Here is a 24,016-nt window from a genome sequence, read left to right on the forward strand (position 1 = left end):
GTGACGTCGGTACCGGAGCAGCAGACCCCGTACGCGCACGACGCGGTCGGCGCCGCCTTCGGCGCGCTCGGCACACCCGTCGACGGCACGGGCCTGCGCAGCGTGCACCTGGAGGGCCCGCAGGTGCTCTGGTTCGTCGTGGCCGGCGCCCTCGACCTGTTCGCCGTCGACGCCGCGCAGCAGGGTCACTGGCACTACCTCGGCCGCCTGGAGCCGGGCACCCTCCTTCTCGGCCCCGTCGAAGGCCCCCGGCACACCCTGGTCGGCCGACCGCTGCGGGGCTGCGAGCTGCGCCGCGTTCCGCTGCGTGAGCTGTACCGGCCCGACTACGGCGACACCTGGTCGTACGAGCAGCGGTACCCCACCCAGTACGACACCCAGGACACGACGCTGAGCCTGCTGGAGCACGCCTTCGCGCTCGGCATCGGGCGCGGCCACCGGGTCCTTTTGGAGGCGCCGCTCGACGGCCGGGCCGTGGGCGACGAGATGGTGACGGACGACGACATCCTCTGGATGCCTGTCGCGCCGGGCAGCGTGCAGTACGGCGCCGCCTACAGCGCCGAGGCCACCGGCGATCTGCTCGTCGACGCCGCGATGTGGCAGCGGATGGTCAACCAGCAGTACCGGCTCCTGTCGACCCTCGACCGCTGGATCGAACGCCTGGAGCGGGCCCACGAGGACCGTACGGCGGCCGGGATCAAGGCGGGCGAGAACGTCCGCGAGCAGGCCGACCGGACCCTGCTCGCCTCCATCGGGCGTTCGGGCAGGGGCGGTGGGCGCCGTACCGCGTCCCGCGCCGGCCATGACGCGACGTACGCGGCCTGCCGGCTGGTAGCAGAGGCGGCGGGCATCACGCTGGCCGGCAGCGCGGAGGGCGGCGCGGCCGGCGACCGGACCGACCCGGTGGAGCAGATCGCGGTGGCCTCCCGCGTCCGTTCCCGCGCCGTCCGGCTCGACGGCCGCTGGTGGCGCGAGAACACGGGCCCGCTGGTCGGCCACAGGGCCGCGAGCGGCGCGCCGGTCGCGCTGCTGTGGCGGCGCGGCGGCTACGAGTCGGTGCACCCCACGTCCGGGCGGCGCACCCGCGTCGACGCGTCCAACGCCGACGAGTTCGAACCGCGGGCCGTCATGTTCTACCGGCCGCTGCCGGAGCGGCCCCTGACGCCGTGGCGGCTGTTCCGCTTCAGCCTGCGGGGCACCGGCGGCGACGTGCGCAACCTCGTGCTCGCCACTCTGTCGACGGTCGCCGTCGGGGCGCTGGTGCCGGTCGCGACGGGGCAGGTGCTCGGCGTCTTCGTGCCGAACGCGCAGCGGAGCCTGATCGTCCAGGTGTCCCTGGCCGTCATGGTCACCAGCATCGTCTCGGCGGCGTTCATGCTGCTGCAGAACCTGACCGTGCTGCGGATGGAGGGGCGCATGGAGAGCGCGCTGCAACCGGCGGTCTGGGACCGGCTGCTCCGGCTGCCCACGCGCTTCTTCGCCGCGCGTTCCACCGGCGAGCTGGCGAGCGCGGCGATGGGCGTCAGCGCGATCCGCCGGGTACTTTCGGGCATCGGCCCCGTCGCCCTCCAGGCCGGTTCGGTCGGCGCGATGAACGTGGTCCTGCTGCTGCTCTACAGCGTCCCTCTCGCCCTCGCCGCCCTGGCGATGCTGGCCGTCATCGCCGCCGTCTTCCTCACCCTCGGGCTGTGGGAACTGCGGTGGCAGCGGCGCCTGGTGGAGCTCGGCAACAAGCTGAACAACCAGGCGTTCCAGACCTTGCGCGGGCTGCCCAAGCTCCGGGTGGCCGGGGCGGAGAGCTTCGCGTACGCGGCCTGGGCGGGCGAGTTCGCGCGCAGCCGCGAGCTGCAGCGGCGGGCCGGCCGCGTCAAGAACATCACGACCGTCCTGAACTCGGTCTACCTGCCGCTCTGCACGCTCGTCATGTTCGTCCTCCTCGCGGGTCCGGCGCGCGGCAGCCTGAGCGCGGGCGAGTTCCTCACCTTCAGCACCGCCGTGACGATGCTCCTGACGTCCGTCACCCAGCTCACCGGCGCGCTGATCTCGGCGGCGGCGGTGCTCCCGATGTTCGAGCAGATCAAGCCGGTGCTCGACGAGGCACCGGAGGTGCGGGCCGGGAGCGCGCAGCCGGGCGAGCTCCAGGGCGGGATCGAGGCGCGCGGCCTGTCGTTCCGCTACACCGACGATGGCCCGCTGGTCCTGGACGACGTGTCCCTGGCGATCCGGCCGGGCGAGTTCGTGGCCGTCGTCGGGCCGAGCGGCTGCGGCAAGTCGACGCTGCTCCGCCTGCTGATCGGCTTCGACGAACCGGTCTCCGGCAGCGTGCTCTACGACGGCCAGGACCTGTCGGCCCTCGACCGGTCGGCGGTGCGCCGCCAGTGCGGTGTGGTCCTGCAGAACGCCCAGCCGCTGACCGGCTCGATCCTGGAGTGCATCTGCGGCGCCGAGTCGTACACGCAGGAGGAGGCGTGGGAGGCCGCCGCGATGGCCGGGCTCGCCGAGGACATCAAGCGCATGCCGATGGGCCTGCACACGATGATCTCCGGCGGCGGCGCGGTCTCCGGCGGTCAGCGCCAGCGCCTGATGATCGCCCAGGCCCTGATCCGCCGCCCCCGCGTCCTCTTCTTCGACGAGGCGACGAGCGCCCTGGACAACGAGACGCAGCGCACGGTCATCGACAGCACCCGGGCCCTGAACGCGACCCGTGTCGTGATCGCCCACCGCCTCTCCACCGTCATGGACGCCGACCGCGTCGTCGTCATGGCACAGGGCCGCATCGTGCAACAGGGCCCGCCCGCGCAGCTGTTGGCCGACACGGGCGGGCGTCTGCATGAACTGGTACGGCGTCAGATGCGGTGAGAGCGCGGCGAGAACCTGTCCTTTCGCCTCAGGAGCCGGGGCAGCCCGGGACCGTGGCCTGTGAGGCGTCACGGATCAGCGCTTCGTGCGCCGCCTTCACCCGCCCCACGTCCGGCTTGACGACCTTGCGGTCATAGGTGATCAGGCCGTTCAACTCGCCCTCCACATCGGTGATCTGGGTGTAGACGGCGCCGTTGTTCCCCTTGCAGGCGAGCGCGCGCACGTCGTCGAGCTTGGCGATGTAGTCGTCGGTGTACGTCGCCGGGTCCACGTCGACGTAGCTCTGCTGCACGGCCCAGGCGTGGCCGGGCACCGCGAGGCCGAGTCCGCCGTACTCGCCGCTCACCAGGGCCCGTCGGCCGTCGGGGCGCGGCGGGAGTGCCGGGCTGGGGTAGCCGTGCTCGTCCATGATGTCGCCGGCGCCTCCGTCGGCCCCGAGGTTCAGGCCCGACATGTTGTTGACCAGGCGCGTGGGGTCCCAGGCCTTGGCTCGTTCGGCGATGCGGCCCACGTCGTACTGGCCCCATCCTTCGTTGAAGGTGACCCACATGACGACCGAGGGGCTGCTGGAGTGCTCGTCGATCATCTGCTTCATCTCGCGCTCGTACTGGGCGCGGGCGGCGGCGTCCGGGGTGCGTCCGGCCTCCATCGCGGGCATGTCCTGCCAGACGAGCAGCCCGAGCCTGTCGGCCCAGTAGAACCACCGGTCGGGCTCGACCTTGATGTGCTTGCGGACCGAGTTGAAGCCCATGGCCTTGTGCATCTTCAGGTCGTACGCGAGCGCCTCGTCGCTCGGCGCGGTGTGCAGGCCGTCCGGCCAGAAGCCCTGGTCGAGCGTGGCCATGAGGAAGGCGGGCTTGCCGTTCAGCAGGGTGCGCGGGATGCCGTTCACCTTCTCGACGGCGATGGAGCGCATCCCGAAGTAGCTGGTGAGACGATCGTCGCCGACCCGCACCTCCAGGTCGTAGAGGAAGGGGTCGTCCGGCGACCACAGGCGCGGGTCGTTGATCCTGAGCGTCAGCGGCTTTCCGGTGCGCCCGCTGACCTCCGCGACCTTCTTGCGCCCCGCGTACGCGGCGGCCGTGACCGGCACGCCGTCGCGCACGCCCTTCGCCTCGACGGTGACACGCTTGCCCGGCACATCAGGCGTGATCTTCAGGGAGTCGGCGTGGTCGGCGGCGACCGGCTCCATCCACACGGTCTGCCAGATGCCGGAGGACGGGGTGTACCAGATGCCGCTGGGGTCCAGGCGCTGCTTTCCGACGGGCGGGTTCGCGCCGTCCTCCGCGTCGGTCGGGTCGTACACGCCGACGATGAGTTCCTGGGTGCGGCCCGGCTTCAGCGCGTCGGTGATGTCGGCGCTGAACTTGTCGTAGCCGCCCTGGTGTTCGGTGACCTTCGTGCCGTTGACGTAGATCTCGGACTGCCAGTCGACGGCGCCGAAGTTGAGGCGGAGCCGCTTGCCGTGGCCGACCCGCCAGTCCTTGGGGACGGTGAAGGTGCGGCGGTACCACATGCGGTCTTCGTGCCGTTCGACTCCGGAGAGCTGGGACTCCACGGGGTAGGGGACGAGGATCTTCTCCTTGAGCTTCTTGCCGACCGGGGGCTTCTGGCCCGCCTCGGCGGCGGCGAACTGCCAGGAGCCGTTGAGGTTCTGCCAGTCGGTCCGCTTCAACTGCGGCCGGGGGTACTCGCGGTGCGCGTTGCCGGGCGTGACGTCGTCGGCCCATGTGGTGCGCAGCTCGTACTCGGAGTGGTTGGGGCCGCTGGTCCAGAACTGGCCGACGGCGGCACCGTCCGTGCCGTTCAGGCCGCCCTTGCCGTCGTAGCGGATGTCGGCGAGGCCGGGAGCGTCGCCGCCCTTCTTGCCGACGACGGGTTCCTTCAGGCCGACGAGCAGGCTGCGGTGGTCGGCCGGGTCGGGCTTGACGCTTTCCAGGGGCCACGTGGCGCCGCCGATGACGGCGTCGAGGTGGCCGGTGAGGCCGGCGGGCGGGGCGGCGAGCGGCTGGGCGAAGTCGAGCTTGAGGCTGCGGCCGTCCTTCAGCACGGTGGCGTCGATGGCGCCGTCGTAGTCGAAGTCGGCGGGGATGCGCAGGGCGGAGCGCGGGACGGCCTTCTTCTCAGCGCCGGGCTGCGTCCACTTCAGGCGCAGGTTGGAGCCGCCGTAGTGCTCGAAGTACTCGACCTTGATGTCGTACGCCTTACCGGCCGTCAACTCAACGCCCGGGGACGTCTGTTCCTTGTCCCAGTCGTCCTGCCAGTGGTCGATGGCGAGCTTGCCGTCGACCCAGAGGCGGAAGCCGTTGTCGCCGATCATCGAGAAGGTGGTGGCGCCGGTCTTCTCGGGCACGATCCGGCCGGTCCAGCGGACGCTGACGTCGTCGGCCTGACCGGTGGTGGCCTTGAGGCGGGGCTCCAGGTTGCCGAAGTCGATGTTCGGGTCGAGGCCTGTGGCCTTCAGCTCGTCGAAGTCGAAGGCGCCGGGGGCGGACTGGGTGAAGTACTCGCCCTTGAGCCCGTGGATCTCGGCTGGATCGTCGTCGGCGGTCGCGGCGGGGACCGAGGTCAGTCCGGCGATGCCGAGGGCCCCTGCGAGCAGCAGGGCGAGGTGTCGGCCGAGTCGTCCGGGGCGTCCGGGGCGTCCGGGGCGTCCGGGATGTCTTCTGATGCGCACGGATCCTCCTTGGTGAGGAAGGGTGGCGGCTCGTCGCTGCAGTCTGTACAACGAATCTGTACAACGTTGGAAGGAACGGCAGTTGGCATGACAGCACGCCCCCCGGCGCGCTGTCCAGGGTCCCGGCAGACGCCCCGGACGGCCGGGGCGGCCACCGACGCAGGGAGAAGCAGTGCGGGTAAGCCTTAGGGACGTCGCGGAGCGGGCGGGCGTCTCGATCAAGACCGTCTCGAACGTGGTGAACAAGTATCAGCACGTCACCCCGGCGATGCGGGCCCGCGTGCAGGAGGCCATCGACGAACTCGGCTACCGCCCCAACCTGACGGCCCGCCACCTCAGGAAGGGGCGCACCGGGATCATCGCGCTCGCCGTCCCCGAGCTGGGCAACCCCTACTTCGCCGAACTCGCGGGCGCCGTCATCGACGCCGCGGCCGAGCACGAGTTCACCGTGCTCCTGGACCACACGCGCGGCGAGCGCGAACAGGAGGTGCTTGTCAGCCAGGGGTTCCGGGCCCGGGTGATCGACGGCCTGATCCTCAGCCCGATCGAGCTGGAGGCGGAGGACCTGCGCGGGCGCGAGGACGACGTGCCGCTCGTGCTGCTCGGCGAGCGCGAGTACGACCTGCCCTACGACCACATCGCGATCGACAACGTCGCGGCGAGCCGGGCCGCGGTGCGCCACCTCATCGGCCGCGGGCGCACCACCATCGCGTTCCTCGGCGCCCGTACGGACTCCGCGAACCGCCCCGCCCACCTGCGCCTCGCCGGCTGGCGCGAGGAACTGACGGCGGCCGGGATCGCGGCGCCCGAGAGCCTGGTGGGCCCGGTCGGCGGCTGGGACCGGTGGGACGGCGCCAGGGCGATGGCACGGATGCTGGACGCCGGGGTGCGGCCCGACGCGGTGTTCGCGTACAACGACCTGGTGGCGATCGGCGCGATGCGCGTCCTGCACGAGCGCGGTCTGCGCGTGCCGTGGGACGTCGCGGTGGTCGGCTTCGACGACATCGCCGAGGGGCAGTTCGGAGCCGTCACGCTCACCACGGTGGCACCGGACAAGCAGGCCATCGCGCGGCTCGCGGTCGAGTCGCTGCTGCACAGCCTGGCCCATCCGGAAGAGTCCTGCGGGCGTGAACTCACCGCGGATTTCCGGCTGCTTGAGCGGGAGAGCACGCTCGGCCGCCGGTGATCCGAAGCCGCGCCCGGGCGGCCTGCACCGGTCGGCGAAAAGTGCGCGGAGGGTTTACAGCCCTCTTTCAACGATGTAAAACCTCCCCCGTACCGCCGAGTTGACCGCCAGTGCCGTCTCTCCCGTGAGCGCTCTCAGTGCCGGGGCCGTGCCGTTTGGGGACCTCAATGAAGCCGACCACACTCCTCAGCCGTACCTCAGCCAGGACCCTTGCCGCCGTCGGCCTCGCCGCGGGCCTGGTCTTCACCGCGGGCTGCGCGAAGTCCGAGGACGACTCGTCCGACGGGGGCGGTTCCGCGTCGCAGGACCGGGGCGACGCCGGGCAGAAGGTCGCGTCCTCGGGCGAGGGCGGCGGCAAGACCTGCGGGATCGACGCGTACGGCGGCGAGAAGCTGGACCTGAAGAAGGCGACCGTCGGCTTCTCCCAGTCCGAGAAGGAGGCCAACCCCTTCCGCATCGCGGAGACGGCCTCCATGCGGGCCGAGGCGAAGAGGCGCGGTGTCGAGCTCCTCACCGCCAACGCCCAGTCGCAGTTCTCCAAGCAGATCAGCGACGTGCAGGACCTCATCGCCAAGGGCGCCGACCTCCTCGTCGTCGCGCCGCTCAACTCCGACGGCTGGGAGCCGGTGCTGCGCGCCGCGGGCGCCAAGCACATCCCGATCGTCACCATCGACCGCAAGATCAACGCGACCGCCTGCAAGGACTACGTGAGCTACATCGGCTCCGACTTCGTCGCACAGGGCAGGCGGGCCGCGGACCGGATGATCGAGACGACGGGCGGCAAGGGCAAGATCGCCATCCTGCTCGGCGCCGCGGGCAACAACGTCACGACCGAGCGCACCAAGGGCTTCGAGGACCGCATCAAGGAGAAGGCCCCGGAGCTGAAGGTCGTCTTCAAGCAGACCGGCGAGTTCGCCCGCGAGAAGGGCCAGCAGGTCACCGAGCAGCTCATCCAGTCCAAGCCCGACATCACCGGGATCTACGCCGAGAACGACGAGATGGGCCTCGGCGCCGTCAACGCCCTCAAGGGCGCCGGCAAGAAGGCCGGTGACGTGAAGATCGTGACGATCGACGGCACGAAGGGCGCCGTGCGGGGCATCGTCGACGGCTGGATCGACGGTGTGGTCGAGTCCAACCCGCGCTTCGGCCCCCTCGCCCTCAAGACCCTGGACGCCTTCACCAAGGGCGAGAAGGTGGCGCGGTCGATCGTCATCAAGGACGACGCGTACACCGAGAAGAACGCCGAGTCCGATCTCGGCAAGGCGTACTGACGTGCTGTCGGTCACCGGCCTGACCAAGACGTTCCCCGGCGTGCGCGCCCTGGACGCGGTCGACTTCACCGCCCACGCGGGCGAGGCGCACGCACTGATCGGTGAGAACGGCGCGGGCAAGTCCACCCTCATCAAGGTCCTGACGGGGGTGTACCGGCCGGACGCGGGTGAGCTGGTGTACGACGGCCGTCCGGTCCGCTTCGCCACCCCGCTCGAAGCGCAGCACGCGGGCATCTCCACCATCTACCAGGAGGTCAACCTCGTCCCCCTGATGAGCGTGGCCCGCAACCTCTTCCTAGGCCGCGAACCGCGCGGCCGCCTCGGTCTGATCGACTTCCGGCGGATGCACCGCGAGGCCGACGAGGCGCTGCGGGGCCTCGGTGTCCGCGTCGACGTACGCCGCCCCCTGCGCGAACTCGGCGTCGGAACGCAGCAGATGGTGGCCCTGGCCCGCGCGGTCTCGGTCGACGCGCGCGTCGTCGTGATGGACGAGCCGACGTCGTCCCTCGAACCCCGTGAAGTGCGCACCCTGTTCGGCGTGATCCGCATGCTGCGCGAGCGCGGCATCGCGGTGATCTACGTCAGCCACCGCCTGGACGAGCTGTACGAGGTGTGCGACACCGTCACCGTGCTGCGCGACGGCAAGGTGGTGCACACGGGACCGCTGGCCGAACTCGACCGGCTGCGTCTGGTGGCACTGATGCTGGGCCGGGAGATCGAGACCGTGCGGAACGAGGGACTCACCCGCTTCACGGGCGACCACGGGGCGGCCGAGGAACCGGTCCTGCGGGCAACCGAGTTGACTGTGCGTCACCGTCTGCACGGTGTCTCCGTCGCCATCCGGCCCGGCGAGGTCGTGGGTCTCGGCGGGCTGCTCGGCTCGGGCCGCAGCGAGACGGCGAAGGCCATCGCCGGCGCACTGCCTCCCGGCTCCGGGCGCGTCGTCGTCGCGGGCTCACGGATCCGCACCGGCTCGACCCCGGCCGCCATCCGCGCCGGCATCGGCCTGCTCCCCGAGGACCGCAAGGCGGAGGGCATCGTCCCCGGCCTCTCGGTCCGCGAGAACATCGCCCTGGCCGCGCTTCCCCGCCTCTCCCGCTTCGGCCTGGTGCACGAGGACCGCATCGACGCGATCGTGGACACCTTCATGAAGCGGCTGCGCATCAAGGCGTCGGGACCGCACCAGAAGGTCGGCGAGCTCTCCGGCGGCAACCAGCAGAAGGTACTGCTCGCCCGCTGGCTCGCGATGCACCCGAAAGTCCTCCTGCTCGACGAGCCCACCCGCGGCATCGACGTCGGCGCCAAGGCCGAAGTGCAGGGCCTGATAGACGAGTTGGCGGCGGACGGCCTCGGCGTCCTGCTGATCTCCTCGGACATGGAGGAGCTCATCGAGGGCTCGGACCGGGTCGTCGTCCTCAAGGACGGCGCCGTGGTGGAGGAACTCACCGGCGCCGACGTCACCGAGGACCGCCTGCTTCGCGCCATAGCCACCCCGCGGGCCACCACCGGAGGCCGCGGTGAGTGACCCCTCCCCCGCCGCGCTCGCCGTCCCGGCGGGCCCCGGCCCGGACGGCAGCACGGTCGTCCCCCGCGACCGGGAACGCGCGCTCCGCCTCCTCCAGGAGTACGGCGTCTACCTCGGCGTGGCCGTCCTCCTCCTCGTCAACATCCTCTTCACCCCGCACTTCCTCTCCGGCGAGAACTTCCGCACCCAGGCCGTCCAGGTCGCCCCCGTCCTCGTCGTGGCGCTCGGCATGGCCCTCGCGATCGGCACCGAGGGCGTCGACCTCTCCGTCGGCTCGGTGATGGCCCTCTCCACCTCCCTGATCTCGCTCTACCTCGGCTACGGGATGTGGATCGCCCTGGTCGTGGCGGTACTCGGCGGCATGGCGGTCGGCGCGGCGAACGGTTCGCTCGTCGCCTTCGTCGGCGTCCAGCCCATCGTGGCGACGCTCGCCCTGATGGTCGCGAGCCGGGGCCTCGCCCTGGTCCTTCTCCCCCAGCTCAAGGACGTACGCGACCCGACCATGGCCTCGCTCGGCTCGGGCGACGTGATCGGCATCCCCTACCTGGTGCTGATCGCGGCGGCCCTCGCGCTGGTCGTCGCCTTCGTCGTACGGCGCACCACGTTCGGCCGGCAGCTCCTGGCCATCGGCGACAGCCGCCCGGCCGCACTGCTCGCGGGCCTGCCCGTGCGCCGCGTACTCATCGTCGTCTACGTCATATCGGGCGCTCTCGCGGCGCTCGCCGGTGTCCTCGCGACGGCGCGCCTGAGCGCCAGCGACCCGACCTCGCTCGGCAATCTGATGGAGCTCTCCGCGATCACCGCCGTGGTGGTCGGCGGCACACCGCTCAGTGGCGGGCGCGTCCGGATCGGCGGCACCGTGGCGGGCGCCGTACTGATCCAGCTGCTCACGGCCACCCTCATCAAGCACGACCTGCCGCCGTCGTGGACGCAGATCGCCCAGGCCGTGGTGATCATCCTCGCGGTCTACGCGGCACGCGAGAGGGGCAAGCGATGACCACCGGCACGAAGAGTCCGGCGGACGCCATGAGCCAGGCCGCCCAGGAAGAAGAGCAGGCCGTCGGCCCCTCCCGCTCCGAGCGGCTGAGTGCGCTGGCCCAGCAGCACGGCGCGCTCGTCACCCTGATCGTCGCCGCGGTGGCCGCGTCGGCCGGTTTCGACACGTTTCTGACCGGCGACAACCTCCAGAACATGGCGCTGTCCTCCGCGTTCCTCGCGGTGGTCGCGCTCGGCATGACGTTCGTCATCGTCACCGGCGGCATCGACCTGTCGGTCGGTTCGCTGTTCGCCCTCGGCGGGGTCCTCGCCGCCTGGGGCTCGCGGTACGGCACGGCGGTGGCGCTGCTCCTGCCGCTCGCCGTGTGCGGGCTGATCGGCCTGGTCAACGGCGTGCTGATCGCCCGCTCCCGGCTCGCGCCGTTCATCGTGACGCTCGCGGCGATGCTGGGCGCGCGCGGCATCCTCCTGTCGGTCACGGACGAGGGCTCAAGGACGTACCTCGTCGACAAGGACACGTTCTTCGCGACGCTCGGCCAGGGCAAGGTGCTCGGCGTCGGCGCGCCCGTGTGGATCACGGTCGCCCTGTTCGCCGCGGGCGCCGTCGTGCTGCGCCGCACCCGCTTCGGCCAGTACGTGTACGCGGTCGGCGGCAACGAGGACGCGGCGGCGCTGATGGGCGCGCCGGTCGCCCGTACGAAGATCGCCGTCTATACGGTCTCGGGCCTCTGCGCGGGGCTGGCCGGAGCCCTCAACGCGGCCTGGCTGGTCTCCGGGGTGACGATCCTCGGCTCCGGCATGGAGCTGGAGGCGATCTCCGCGGTCGTCATCGGCGGCACGCTGCTCTCCGGCGGGTTCGGCTTCATCAGCGGATCGCTGGTCGGCGTGCTGCTCCTGAAGGTGATCCAGAACGTCATCAACCAGATCGGCTCGCTCGACTCGGCCTACCAGCAGGTGGTGAGCGGCACCTTCCTGGCGGTGGTGGTGATCGCGCAGACGTGGCTGGGGCGCGGGCGCCGGGTGCTGTGAGCGCGCGGCTCGATCGACCGCTTCAGCAGATGTCCCGGTATGGCATGTCCGGGATGTACGCCTTCCAATCGGTGCGGGACAGGCCGCCGCGGGCGCGCTCGCAAACGGTGTCGGTGGCGCGCTCCGGATCGATGGCGTACGAGCGAAGGGGCACTTGTTCACCGGCCACGAGTACGGTCCGGTCGTCCTCGCTGAACGCAACCGCCTCGACGGCATTGCCGGCGGTGGGCAGCGGGCCCCCGAGGGGACGGCCGGAGGCCGCGTCCCAGAGGCGGACGGTGCCCTCGTCACCGCCGACGGCGAGAGTCTTGCCGTCGTGGGAGTAGGCGAGGGCATCCGCCGACTCCAACTCGCTGTCGAGTCCCGAAACCGTTCCGGCGAGAGAGGCCAGGCGCCGTGTGACATTGCCGTCGTAAAGGGACACCCGGCCTGTGGGTTCACCCACGGCCAGCCGCTCGCCATCGGGCCGGTAGGCGAGGGCGGTGGCATTGGCGAGCGGCGCGGTGTTCTCCGCGGTGTCCTCGGTCCGGCGGCCCGACGGCAGGGCGAAGGTGCCGAAGGCGGTAGCGAGGCGTCGTCCGTCCGGCCGCATGACCATGCCGCCGCTCCCGGGGGCCACGGAGGTGCCCCGGACATGGACGTCGGCCTCCCACACCGGCCGTGCCGCCTTGGTGCCGTCCCGTACGTCCCACGTCTCCAGCGCGGGTTCCGGTTCCTGGCGGAGGACGAGCACAGAGGTACCGCCGGAGTTCAGCGCGATCGACCGAGCGCTCTGCCCCTTCGCGCCCGTCACGAAGTCCGCCGGCCGGCAGTTCTCCCGCACGTCCCACACCTTGATCCGCTGCGGGCCCAGAAGGAGCCCCTCCCTGTCCAGTGCAACGGCACCATAAGCGAGACTCCGGCCGTCGCCGCTGAATGCCAACGAGGGCCAGCACCAGAAGTCCCAGGAATCCTCGCTCGCTTCGCAGTCCGCCGACGGCAGTGTCACCGCCCGACCACCACCGGCCGTGGGCCGCACCTCGAATCGCGCCCTCCCGCGCTCGTTCCGAGCCGTGACGAGCTGCCTGCCATCCGGACTGAAGGCCGCCCCCACAGAAGGTGCGCGCCTCCAGGAGGCGACCGCATCGCCCAGGAACAACGTCCGCACGGCGGTGTTCGCGCCGTCGTCACCCTCCAGATACCGGATGGTCCGCTGTTCCAGGTCCAGCCGCAGATCCCCGACGGAGTCGCCGGAGTGGCGATACCGGTGCACGAGCTCGTATCCGTCGGACTGGGCCCGCCACAGCAAGATCGCCTCGGTGTCGGCGGAGACGACGAACCGCCCGTCAGAACTGATCTCGACATCCGTCAGCGATTCCTCGTGATCGACTTCGAGCACCTTCCTCCCCGTGCGGACGTCGTAACCTCGTATGCCTTCGTCCACCAGGAGCAGCCTGCCCTGCGGATCGAAGTCCAGTTGCGCGGTACCACGGCAGGCGGCGCGGGCCAGCTCCGCGGTGTGGAGCGTTCGCAATCGGCGCCGCGGGCCGACGTCCCACACCTCCAGAGAGCGCCCCTTGCACAGGGCCAGATAACGGTCGTCCCCGCTGACGGCCACATTCTGGATTTGCTCGCCCCCGCGCCGGAACACCATGCGCTCCCGGCGCAGGTCCCACAGCGCCATCGATGTACTGCCCTGCACCAGTACCATGCGCCCACTGGGGGTGGAGGAGAGAGCTTCTTCGTCGGTGTGGGGATCTACGACGGGCGCACCCATCGGCTTCCCTGAGGAGAGGTCACGGACCCGCCGTCCGTGCTCGCTCTGCGTCAACAGCCGCCCGTCCGGCAAGAGATCCACCAGCGACTCCCCCTCGGGCAGTCGGAACCCGACCGTGCGCCGGTGAGCGGCCACGTCCCAGCCCCTCACTCGGCCCCCGGCCTCCGAGGCCACGACCATCGTCCGCCCGTCCCTGCTGAGCCGGACCACGTCATCGGCCCGCCCGCCCGGGACGGCAAACGCGTCCTGCTCCGGCTGCGCCGCGGCTCCCAGCAACGCTGCCCTTGCCTCATCCGTAGGTCTGATCCGCCACGCCGCCGCGCTCAACCGCATCGCGGTCCTCGGTTCCGTGGCGCTCATGTTCTCGGCGAGCGATGCGAGGCGGCGGGAAGCGGCCTCCGCGCGGCGCTGGTCGCCCTCACGGTTCTGCTGCCAGGCCACCACGCCCGCCACCATGGAGAGCACTACGAGTACGGTCACGACGGCCGTCGAACTCCGGCGGCGCCGGTGTTCGCGCACACGCGCGGCCCGCCCGGCCGCCAGGAACTCGGCCTCCGTGGGCGTGAGTTCGTCCGCCCCCGTTCCGGAGCCGAACGCTTCCTCTGCCTCTGCCAGACGTGCCCCTCTGTACAGGGAACCGGAGTCGTTGCCCAATTCCACCCATGTCCGGGCGTCCTGCCTGAGGCGGCCGTGCAGGAGCAGCCGCCCCCGGCCCTCGTCGAGCCACCCGCGCAACCTGGGCCAAGCGGTGATCAGCGCCTCGTGGGCGAGATCGACGGTGTCCTGGTCGAGCGTGATCAGACGGGCACGCGCCAGCCGGTCCAGGACGATGCCCGTCTCGCTCCCGTTGACGGCCGGCCTCTCCAGCGCGGACCGGTTCACCGGGCAGCGGGTGTCCGGTACGCCCTGGCCGGGGGTGATCAGCCGCAGCAGAATCCTGCGGGCGACGAGGCGCTGGTCCGGCGAGAGCGCCGCGTACAGGTGCTCCGCGGTCTGGGCGATGGCGCCGTGCAGCCCTCCCGCGGCCTCGTAGGCACCCATCGTCAGGGTGCGGCCCTGACGCCGGCGCCAGGTCTCCAGCAGGACGTGGGAGAGCAGCGGCAGACCGCCGGGCTCGTCGGCCACCTCCTCGACGAGCCGGGCCGTCAACGCCCGTTCTACGATCAGGCCTCGCGCGGCAGCGGGCTTGACCACGGCTTCCCGTAGCTCCTGCGGGCTCATCGGACCGATCGGCACGCTCGCCCGGCGCATCACCGGGACGAGTCCGGGGTGCTGCAGACAGCGGCCGTAGAAGTCGGCCCGGATGCCCAGGACCACGCGCAGTCGGCTGTCCGGGGCGTCCGCGCTCAGCAGCAGGTCCAGGAAGGCCGCGCGCTCGCCGGGGTCCCGGCAGAGGGTGAACACCTCCTCGAACTGGTCGACGACCAAAAACGTGTCGCCGCTCCCCGGGGCGGGCGCGAGCACATCGCCGTGCGTGCCGATGGGGTGGTCCCCGGGCGTGAGCACACGCAGCGCGGCCGGGCGCAGCACAGGGTCCGGCGTCCGCTGGAGAAGGGGGATCAATCCGGCACGCAACAGGGAGGACTTGCCGCTTCCGGAGGGGCCGACGAGGGCGACGCACCGGTGCCTGCGCAGCACGTCACTCAGATCGTCCACGAGCCGCCCGCGGCCGAAGAAGCGCTCGTGGTCGGCCGGCTCGAAGCGCGTCAGGCCCTGGTACGGCGCCTGCCCCTCCTCTTGCCGGTCCGGCGGGAGCCGCTCGGTATCCGCGCGAGCCGCCTCCTCCCAGCGCCGCTCCCACGCAGCCGGGTCGGCGCCGCAGGCGGTCACGTACGCGAGGAGAACCGGGAGTGAGGGCAGCTTCTCCCCGGCCGCCGCCTGGGAAAGCACGGTGACCGAGTACCCGGCGCGCTGGGCCATCGCCCTGTACGACAACCCGCCGGCCTCCTGGCGCAGTTTGCGCAACTCGAACGCGAAACGCTGGACCGGCCCCGCCGCCGGATCCACCGGCTTCTCCTTGCGCCCCACCCGCACAGCCCCCCAGCTGATCTACGGCATCAACCTACGGAGAAGTGTCCCCCGCCACACTCACACCGGCACTGTCCGGCCCTTGCCCAGTGCGATCACGCCGCCCCTCGACACCGTGTACAGCTCCTCGTCCCGCTCCGGGTTGACGCCGATCGTGGCGCCCGGCGGTACGTCGACGTTCTTGTCGAGGATGGCGCCGCGCACCACGGCGCCACGGCCTATCCGTACGTTGTCGTGCAGTACGGAGCCCTGGACGACCGCGCCCTCCTCGACGGTCACGCCGGGCGAGAGGACGGAGCGGGTGACCTGGCCGCGGATGACGCAGCCGGGGCTGACGATCGACTCGCCCGCGATGCCGCCCGCGCAGAACTTGGCGGGCGGCAGGCCGTCCGAGTGCGTGTAGATGGGCCAGCGCCGGTTGTCGAGGTTGAAGACCGGGTGGTCGGAGATCAAGTCCATGTGGGCTTCGTAGTACGAGTCGAGGGTGCCGACGTCGCGCCAGTAGCCGTGGTCACGCGGGGTCTCGCCGGGTACGTGGTTGTCGTTGAAGTCGTACACCTGGGCCAAGCCGCGCTCGGTGAGCAGGGGCAGGATGGAGCCGCCCATGTCGTGCGCCGACGCCTCGTCCTCGGCGTCCTGCTGGAGGGCGTCGACGAGTGTCTTGGTGGTGAAGAGGTAGTTGCCCATCGAGGCGTAGACCTGGTGGGGGGCGCCCGGCAGGCCGGGCGGGTCGGCCGGCTTCTCCAGGAAGCGGTCGACCTTCACCCCGTCGCGGGCGGGCGTGATGACGCCGAACGACGACGCCTCGGAGCGCGGCACCCTGATCCCGGCCACGGTCACCGCGGCGCCGTTCTCGACGTGCTGCTGGAGCATGTGTCTGGCGTCCATGCGGTAGACGTGGTCGGCGCCGAACACCGCGATGTAGTCGGGCTGTTCGTCGTGGACGAGGTTGAGTGACTGCAGGATGGCGTCGGCGCTGCCCAAGTACCAGCGCGGGCCCAGGCGTTGCTGGGCGGGCACCGGGGTGACGTAGTTGCCGAGGAGGGACGACATGCGCCAGGTCGTCGACACGTGCCGGTCCAGGGAGTGCGACTTGTACTGGGTGAGGACGCAGATGCGCAGGATGTCGGCGTTCACGAGGTTGGAGAGCACGAAGTCGACGAGGCGGTAGGTGCCGCCGAAGGTGACGGCCGGTTTGGCGCGGTCGGCGGTGAGCGGCATCATCCGCTTCCCTTCCCCGCCGGCGAGCACGATTCCGAGCACCGAAGGTCCACCGCGCATCCCAGCCCCCTACTTGTCGGCTATCTGTCGGCGTGCAGGATCTCCTCGTACACATCAACGGTGCGCCGGGCGACCGCGTCCCAGCCGAACTCCCTGAGCACGCGGTGACGCCCGGCCGTGCCCATCGCACCGGCCCGCTCCGGGTCGGTGGCGAGCCTGCTCAGGAGCAGCCCGAGATCGTGCTCGAAGCCTTCCGGGTCGCTCTCCTTGTACGGGACGAGCAACCCCGTCGTCCCGTCGCTCACCACCTCCGGGATGCCGCCGACCCGTGAGGCGACGACGGCCGTGCCGCATGCCATCGCCTCCAGATTGACGATGCCGAGCGGCTCGTACACGGAAGGGCAGACGAACACCGCGGCGTGGGTGAGGAGTTGGACGATCTCCGGGCGCGGGAGCATCTCGGGGATCCACTGGACGCCCGCGCGGGCGCGGCTCAGCTCCTCGAAGAGGGTGCGGAATTCGAGGTCGATCCCGGGAGTGTCCGGCGCTCCCGCGCAGAGGACGAGCTGGACGCCCCGGTCCAGCCGCCGTGCGGCGCGCAGCAGATGGGGCACACCCTTCTGCCGGGTGATGCGTCCGACGAAGAGGACGTACGGGCGCCCGGGGTCGATGCCGAGCCGTTCCAGGACGTCGGTGCGGGGGTCGGGGCGGTACAGCTCGGTGTCGATGCCGTTGTGCACCACGTGGACCCTGGCCGGGTCGACGGCCGGGTAGCAGGTGAGGATGTCCTCGCGCATCGCGCCGGACACCGCGATGATCCCGTCGGCGGACTCGGCCGCGGTGCGCTCGGCCCAGCTGGAAAGGGCGTATCCGCCGCCAAGTTGCTCGGCCTTCCAGGGGCGCAGCGGCTCCAGGGAGTGTGAGGTCATCACGTGCGGGATGCCGTGCAGCAGCTTGCCGACGTGGCCCGCGAGACTGGCGTACCAGGTGTGGGAGTGGATCAGATCGCGGCCCGCGAGGGCCGCCGCCATGGAGAGGTCGACGGAGAAGGTGCGCAGCGCGTCGTTGGCGCCGTCGAGCGCGGGCCACGCGCCGTGCCGCACCAGGCCGTCGGACGCGCCGTCCCCCCAGCAGTGCACGTCGAGGTCGACGAGGGGGCGCAACTCCCGCGCGAGGAACTCGACATGAACGCCCGCTCCGCCGTAGACGTCCGGCGGATACTCCCGGGTGAGCAGGCCCACCTTCACGTAGCACCCTCCGTCGTCCGTCCGATGCCGGCCGCGCCACCTCATGGTCACCCAGACGGGGCCTCGGGGGAAGACCGCTGCGGCGGGCGTTCGAAGCAGCAGTCGCCGCACAGCCCGCCGCCGGGGCACCGGTAGTAGAGGCAGCAGCTGCGACGCCGGAAGGCGGTGCCGCGCAGGGTGCCGGTGCCGCGCAGCTCCGGGTGGTCGAGGAGTTCGGCGGCCAGCCCCATGGCCCGCTCCCCGACGTCCGCGCGTCCCGAACGCGCCGCCCAGCCGTGCAGTTCGCGCGCGGCGCCCGCGAGCGCGGAGCCCGCGTTGCCCCACAGCAGCCCGGCGGAGATCCGGTACCGGGCCCGCAACGCGTCGGCGAGCGGCGCCAGATGGCCGTACTGCACGACGTCCCTGAGGGTCCCGGCATCGCCGGGCAGCGGTCGTACGTCGCTCAGCCACAGGTCGTCGGGCGAGGCGCCGTCGGCGTCCCAGCGCAGCAGCGCCGGGTCGAGGTCGGGCACCCGGCCGTACAGCGCGGCGGAGCCGAGGGCGATCGACCAGAGCCGGGCGGCGAGCCCGAGCTGGGCCACGGACACCGCGATACGGTCCTCGGGGGCGCCGAGCCGCCGCGCGACCTTGTCGACGCGGAAGCCGAGCGGATCGTGGGCGCCGGCCCGGGGCGCCGCGTACGCCTGCGCGAGGGGCCGGGCGCTTCCGTCGTGCGCCGGGGCTCGGCGCAGAGCGAAGAATCCGCCGACGGAGCCGAGTTCTGCCAGGTCGATGAGGGTGGTCACGACAGCAGTACAGCAAATCCCGGGATGCCGGCCGAGCCCGGGGTGAGCATCGGGGTCACTCTCCGCGCCCAGGAGGTAACCCCTCTTCAGGAGGACACGGGAAAGGTCGTACTCCATCGGTAGTAGGACCAATTGCCTGCTCAGGTACGACGACTCGGAGGGATTTCGGAGTCATCGTTGTCACTATGGAAGCAGACCGTTCGCCAGACCGGGATCACCGGGCGCACCGCGCCGCGCGGAGCACCTCATGAGTGCTCTGGCGCTGTCCGTGCTGCTCTCCCTCGTCTCAGCCGTGGCGTACGCCGGCGGCGCGATCCTCCAGGAGCGCGTGGCGGCGACGTCGGCGGGCCAGGGGTACGCGCCGCTGCGCCGGGGCGCCTGGTGGACGGGGATCGCCCTGAACGGCCTGGGCGCCCTGCTGCACGTGGTGGCGCTCGCCTACGGTCCGCTCAGCCTGGTGCAGCCGCTCGGCGCGCTGACCATCGTGTTCGCCCTGCCGATGGCCGCCGTGTTCGTACGGCGCCGGGCCGGGGCCACCGCCTGGCGGGGCGCGCTCCTGGCGACGGTGGGCCTCGCCGGGCTGCTCTCGCTCACCTCGTCGTCCGACGCGCAGTCCCTGGCCGAGGCCGAGCGCCTCATGCTCGCCATGGCGACGGGCTGCGGGGTCCTCGCGCTGATGGTCGCGGCGCACGCGGCGCACCGGCACCCGGTGATGCGCAGCGTGCTCCTGGCCTGTGCGGCCGGTGGGGCCTTCGGCATCGCGTCGGTGTTCACGAAGACGGTGGCGGTGGACTGGGACCGCGACGTCGCACTCCTTGAGCAGCTTCCGACCCTCGGGGCGATCGCGGTGCTCGCGGCGGCCGGTGTCCTGCTCTCGCAGGCCTCGTACCGGGGCGCGGGCCTCGCGGCCCCGCTGGCCACGGTGACCGTCGTGAACCCGGTGGCGGCGGCCGCGGTCGGCCTGACCCTGTTCGGAGAATCCTTCCGCCACGGCGCTGCGGGTACCGTCCTGGCGCTGGTCTGCGGTGTCGTCGCGGCGAGTGGCCTGGTCCTGCTGACGACCGAGCGGATCGCGCGGGAGACGTCGACCGTGGCGGTGGGCGAGGGCCGTCAGGTGGCACGGGGCGGACCGTCACCGTCCGCCCGGCAGCCTGGTCCCCGGCCGGGGTCGGGAGCGGAGTCGGAGGCCGCCTCCGACGCGGCGGACGGGCCCGTGGCCCGTGCCGCCGCGGACGTGTTGCCTGGGGTGCCGGCCCAGCAGGCGCCGGTCGCGCACCGCAGGAGCCGGCCGCGACCGCCGAGCCGCCGCGAGCGGATGGTGTCCTGACCGGAGGGCCGCTGAGGCGGAGGGCGTCCGGGCCGGAGGATGTCCGGGTCAGGGAGCGTGCGGGTTGGGGAGCGTCCGGAGCGGGGGCCGCTCAGATCCGTACGCCGCGTGCCCGCAGGTAGGCGAGCGGATCGACATCGGAACCGAAACCGGGCCCCGTCCGCACCTCGAAGTGCAGATGCGGGCCCGTGCTGTTGCCCGTGGACCCGGACCTCGCGATGCGCTGCCCGGCGCCGACCTGCTGTCCGGCCCGCACTGAGAGCGCCGACAGGTGGCCGTACTGGCTGTACTTCCCGTCGGCGTGGCGGATGACCACCTGGTAGCCGTAGCTGCCGCCCCAGCCCGCGGAGACGACCCGGCCGGCGGCGACGGACTTCACGGACGTCCCGGTGGACACGGGGAAGTCGACGCCCGTGTGGTACCCCTTCGACCAGGAACCGCCCGCCGCACGATAGGGGGTGCTGGGCGAGGCGCCGACGGGGGCGACGGCGCCGGGAGTGGCGTGGTCGGGCCGGGGCGCGGAGGGCTTCGAGGAGTGCGGTTTCTGGCGCTTCTTCTCGGCGACTGCTTTCTCTGCCGCCTTCCGCTCGGCGGCCTTCTTCTCGGCCGCTTTCCGCTCAGCCGCTCTCCGTTCGGCTGCCTTCTCCCGCGCGGCCTTCTCCTGCGCGGCCTTCTTCTCCGCCGCCTGCTGGCGGGCGCGCGTCGCGGACCGGTGATCCGCTCGGTCGGAGGCGCGCTCGTGCCCCCGGCTCCCGGCGCGCTCCCCCGCAGACCGCTGCCCGTGGACCGAGAGCCGCTGCCCGGGCGTGATCAGGTCGGGGTCGTCCCCGATGACGCGCCGGTTGGCGTCGTACAACTGCTGCCAGCCGCCCCGGACCCGGCGTTCCCCGGCAATCCCGGAGAGGGTGTCGCCATGGACGACCGTGTACATCTCGGCGGTGCCCGCGGTGGACTGCGGGGTCACCTCGGGCCTGACGTCCTTGACGTCGCGCCGGGCCCGCTCCGGCTTGGCGGGCGCACGGGCCGGAGTCACATCGGGCGTGCCGTCGCCCCGAGTGAGGCCCGCCTTCGACGAGCACACCGGCCAGGCGCCGGGGCCCTGCGCGTCGAGGACCCTCTCGGCGACGGAGATCTGCTGGCCCTTGGTGGCCCGGTCGGCGCGCGGGGCGTAGGCCGTGCCGCCGTACGCCTCCCAGGTGGACTGCCTGAACTGGAGGCCGCCGTAGAAGCCGTTGCCGGTGTTGACGCTCCAGTTGCTGCCGGACTCGCAGGCCGCGACCTTGTTCCAGGTGTCGACGTCGGCCGCGCCCGCGGTGCCCGCGACGGTCAGCGGGAGCGCCATGCCGGCGCCGCCCGCCGTGACGGTCAGCGACGCGCGGTTGATGCGGTTCGGCTGATACCGGCGGTGCCGGCCCCGTACGGCCATTGGGAGCTCCCTCGGACACACGTCATCGCGGATCGCGCACGGCTGACACCGACAAGCCCGCAAGCTAGCCGGTCGGACCAATCCGTGACAAGAGCCGGGTGCCGGGGCGAGGTTCTGCGAGTCAGCTCCTCAAGTGCCCCTTCAGCCAACGCAGTTGGACGCCTTGCTGGTAGGGGCCGCCTCCCTCGTGATCGTTGAAGCCGTACACCTCCATGGAACGCTCGCTTCCCGCGTACGCGTTGAAGGCGGCGAACACCGTCGACGGCGGGCAGGTCAGGTCCTGCAGGGCAGCGGAGAAGAGCGCGGGCGCCCGCCCCCGGGCGGCGAAGTGCACGCAGTCGAAGTACGAAAGGGTTCCGAAGACCCGCTCCTGGCCGCCCCGACGGGCCTTCAGATACAGCCCGATCTCGCTGTACGGCGGCCGGTCCGTGAGGGTCGTCGCCCGCGGGAAGTCGCAGAGGAACGGCACGTCGGCCGCGACGGCGGCCAGATCCGGCACGAGCCCGCCGACCGCGAGGGCGAGGCCACCGCCCTGGCTGACCCCGAGCGCGGCGACCCGCGAGGCGTCCACGAGCGGATGGCTTCGGACAGCCTCGACCGCGCGCACCGCGTCCACGTACAGGCGCCGGTAGTAGTAGTCGTGCGGGTCCTCGATCCCGCGGGTCATGAACCCCGGGTACGACGGGCCGCTCCCGACCGGGTCCGGCGTGTCGCCCTGCGCCCACCCGCCGCTGCCCTGCCCCCGGGTGTCCATCACGAAGTGCGCGTAGCCGGCCGCGGCCCACAGCAGATGCATGTGGGGCAGCCCGCGCCCGCCGCCGTACCCGATGTACTCGACGACGGCGGGCAGCGGCTCGCCGTCCTCGGCACCGGGCGGCAGCACCAGCCAGCCCTTGACGGGGTGGCCCCCGAATCCGGCGTACGTGACGTCGAAGACGCGTACACCCGTCAGCGGCAGCTCCACCTCCTCGAACCGCGCGTCCAGCCCGTGTTCCCGTGCCGCCTGCAACGTCTTCTCCCAGAAGGCGTCGAAGTCGTCCGGCTCGGGCAAGTCGGGGCGGTAGCGGCGCAGTTCGTCGAGGGGAAGGTCGAATTGGGGCACAGGCGGCTCCTCCTTCGTAAAGGCGCGGAAAGGTCACGTTATGCCAGCGGGGCGGGGCCGGGCAGGGGGCCGCGGCAGACCGGGAAGCGGACCCGGAACGGACGGCGGCGGAGGCGTGGACCGGTGCCGGTGGGTCCACGCCTCCGCCGCTGTTCGGAACCATGGGGCGGTGGGCGGTCAGGGGTTGAGTCGGCGGCCTTCCGGATTGGGCCGGTGGGCCGTCAGGGGTTGGGACGGGGCACGTCAGGGGGGGGCTGGTGGACCGTCAGGGGTTGAGCCGGCCATCGTCAGGGATTCGGCCGGTCGCCTTCAGGGCTTGGGCCGACCGCTCTCAGGACTTGGGCGGGCCGCTTTCAGGACTGTGATCGGCCGCCCGTCACATCGGCCCCGGCTGGGGCTCGGGCTCCGGGTCGGGGCCCGGCGGCTGAGGGATCGGGGAGGGCGGCGGAGCCGGGCTCGGCCGGGGCTCCGGGTTGGGCACCGGGTCCGGGGCGGGGAAGGGCCTGCCCGGCTCCGGCGGCACGGGATCGGGGTCCGGGAACGGCCTGACGGGCCCCGGGGCCGGTGCGGGATCAGGGTACGGGTGGGTCATTGCACTCCTCCAGCCAGTGGTACGCCAGCGGCTCCTCCCCGCGTACCCGACGCCCCCGCGCCCAAGCCTTCCACGGTTCGGTGTTCCTTGCGCGCGGCGTGCGCCGGGGCTGTGCAGGTGCCGTTGCGCGCGGCGGGCGCCGGGGCCGAGCCGCGCCGTTGCCGTGCTCCCGACGACGTCCGCGCCACTCGCGGCCACACACCCGGCAGCCCGCTACCTCGCAGGACTGCCACCTTGCGGCCCCGCCACCTCGCGATCCCGCTACCCGGCGACCAGCGCGGCTGCCGCGGCGAGGCCGGCCCGAGGGCTGGAGAGCACCGGCACGCGCCCCTTGGCAACGAGCGCTTCCGCCCCGGCCATGGAGGCCTGCGCCAGCACGATGGCGTCCGCGTCCCGCACGGCACGCACCGCCCGGGCCACCCCCTGCGCGTACCCCTCGGAATCCCCCGCCTCGAACCTCTCCCACACCCCGTCGACCAGCTCGGCCCGCACCGAGACATCCCGCCCGGCCCGCCGGGCCTCCTCCTCGACCAGCGCCGAGGTCGGCCCCAGCGTGGACGCGACCGCCGCGAGTACGACGACACGGGGCCCACACGCGACGGCCGCCGCGGCCATGGGCCGGTCGACCCGGACCACGGGAATCCGCAGGTCCGCACCGGCCGCCTCGGCGACACCGCCGATGGTGGAACAGGTGCACAGCACGGCTCCCGCGCCCTCCTCCGCCGCCCGCACCAAGGCGTCCCGCACGTCGGCGGCGACCGCGTCCGGGCCCTCCCGGCGGGCCCGCGCGAGGAGTTCCTCCGCGACGTGGTGCCGGAGTCCGAGCCCCGGGTGTGCCGCGTCGCGCAGGCCGTCGAAGACGGGCACGTGGACCGGGGACGTGTGCAAGAGGCCCAAGGTCACTGCACCCGGAGCCACCGCATCCGCGGCCACTGCGCCTGGAACCAGGTCGCCACGCACCTCGATACCGCTCATCGTCCTCCGCTCAC

General features: G+C 72.0%; 15 protein-coding genes. 7 read left to right on the forward strand and 8 right to left on the reverse strand.

The features are described 5' to 3' along the window. Window positions 1-2,859: an NHLP bacteriocin export ABC transporter permease/ATPase subunit gene (locus ACFVYR_RS00380; protein WP_384246968.1), complete on the forward strand. Its 2,859-nt coding sequence runs from the start codon at window positions 1-3 to the stop codon at window positions 2,857-2,859. Window positions 2,860-2,887: 28 nt separating this feature from the next. On the opposite strand, the gene ACFVYR_RS00385 is transcribed toward ACFVYR_RS00380, so the two are convergent. Then, entirely contained in the window at window positions 2,888-5,536 is a 2,649-nt protein-coding gene (locus ACFVYR_RS00385; protein WP_384246970.1) for a PA14 domain-containing protein, read from the reverse strand. 172 nt (window positions 5,537-5,708) lie between these two features. Here ACFVYR_RS00385 and ACFVYR_RS00390 point away from each other — a divergent pair, with 172 nt between their 5' ends. From ACFVYR_RS00390 to ACFVYR_RS00410, 5 genes are all read left to right on the forward strand, one after another. Then, window positions 5,709-6,722 (forward strand): LacI family DNA-binding transcriptional regulator, encoded by a 1,014-nt coding sequence (locus ACFVYR_RS00390; RefSeq protein ID WP_384246973.1) that lies wholly within the window; start codon window positions 5,709-5,711, stop codon window positions 6,720-6,722. Between the two features lie 167 nt (window positions 6,723-6,889). Continuing rightward, window positions 6,890-7,993, forward strand: a complete 1,104-nt coding sequence (locus ACFVYR_RS00395; RefSeq protein ID WP_384246975.1) for an ABC transporter substrate-binding protein — start codon at window positions 6,890-6,892, stop codon at window positions 7,991-7,993. Window position 7,994: 1 nt separating this feature from the next. Then, window positions 7,995-9,518, forward strand: a complete 1,524-nt coding sequence (locus tag ACFVYR_RS00400; protein ID WP_384246977.1) for a sugar ABC transporter ATP-binding protein — start codon at window positions 7,995-7,997, stop codon at window positions 9,516-9,518. 118 nt (window positions 9,519-9,636) lie between these two features. Further along, a complete protein-coding gene (locus ACFVYR_RS00405) occupies window positions 9,637-10,515 on the forward strand; it encodes an ABC transporter permease (RefSeq protein ID WP_384247971.1) in 879 nt (292 codons plus the stop codon). Next, the gene (locus ACFVYR_RS00410) at window positions 10,512-11,543 is read left to right on the forward strand and encodes an ABC transporter permease (protein WP_384246979.1); all 1,032 of its coding nucleotides are present in this window, start codon (window positions 10,512-10,514) and stop codon (window positions 11,541-11,543) included. Before ACFVYR_RS00405 ends, ACFVYR_RS00410 begins: the two co-directional genes overlap by 4 nt. A gap of 22 nt (window positions 11,544-11,565) precedes the next feature. Here ACFVYR_RS00410 and ACFVYR_RS00415 read toward each other — a convergent pair whose 3' ends face one another. The 4 genes from ACFVYR_RS00415 to ACFVYR_RS00430 form a co-directional block, all read right to left on the reverse strand. Further along, the gene (locus ACFVYR_RS00415; RefSeq protein WP_384246981.1) at window positions 11,566-15,306 is read right to left on the reverse strand and encodes a helix-turn-helix domain-containing protein; all 3,741 of its coding nucleotides are present in this window, start codon (window positions 15,304-15,306) and stop codon (window positions 11,566-11,568) included. Window positions 15,307-15,387: 81 nt separating this feature from the next. Beyond that, window positions 15,388-16,608 carry a glucose-1-phosphate adenylyltransferase gene (gene glgC, locus ACFVYR_RS00420; protein ID WP_384246983.1) on the reverse strand — a complete coding sequence of 407 codons (1,221 nt, stop codon included), beginning with the start codon at window positions 16,606-16,608 and terminating at the stop codon, window positions 15,388-15,390. 20 nt (window positions 16,609-16,628) lie between these two features. Beyond that, on the reverse strand, window positions 16,629-17,795 hold the full coding sequence (gene glgA / locus ACFVYR_RS00425; RefSeq protein ID WP_384246986.1) for a glycogen synthase: 1,167 nt from the start codon (window positions 17,793-17,795) through the stop codon (window positions 16,629-16,631). Window positions 17,796-17,842: 47 nt separating this feature from the next. Beyond that, entirely contained in the window at window positions 17,843-18,580 is a 738-nt protein-coding gene (locus tag ACFVYR_RS00430) for a (2Fe-2S)-binding protein (protein WP_384246989.1), read from the reverse strand. Between the two features lie 247 nt (window positions 18,581-18,827). Between ACFVYR_RS00430 and ACFVYR_RS00435 the strand changes: the two genes are divergently transcribed. Next, the gene (locus ACFVYR_RS00435; RefSeq protein WP_384246992.1) at window positions 18,828-19,907 is read left to right on the forward strand and encodes a DMT family transporter; all 1,080 of its coding nucleotides are present in this window, start codon (window positions 18,828-18,830) and stop codon (window positions 19,905-19,907) included. Between the two features lie 91 nt (window positions 19,908-19,998). On the opposite strand, the gene ACFVYR_RS00440 is transcribed toward ACFVYR_RS00435, so the two are convergent. From ACFVYR_RS00440 to ACFVYR_RS00450, 3 genes are all read right to left on the reverse strand, one after another. After that, complete coding sequence (locus tag ACFVYR_RS00440) at window positions 19,999-21,333, reverse strand: transglycosylase family protein (protein ID WP_384246995.1); 1,335 nt, start codon at window positions 21,331-21,333, stop codon at window positions 19,999-20,001. Window positions 21,334-21,454: 121 nt separating this feature from the next. After that, entirely contained in the window at window positions 21,455-22,435 is a 981-nt protein-coding gene (locus ACFVYR_RS00445; RefSeq protein ID WP_384246997.1) for an acetylxylan esterase, read from the reverse strand. 853 nt (window positions 22,436-23,288) lie between these two features. Next, a complete protein-coding gene (locus ACFVYR_RS00450; protein ID WP_384247000.1) occupies window positions 23,289-23,930 on the reverse strand; it encodes an aspartate/glutamate racemase family protein in 642 nt (213 codons plus the stop codon). Window positions 23,931-24,016: the final 86 nt, after the last annotated feature.

The sequence above is a fragment of the Streptomyces sp. NPDC058284 genome (genome assembly GCF_042881135.1).
GTDB lineage: Bacteria > Actinomycetota > Actinomycetes > Streptomycetales > Streptomycetaceae > Streptomyces.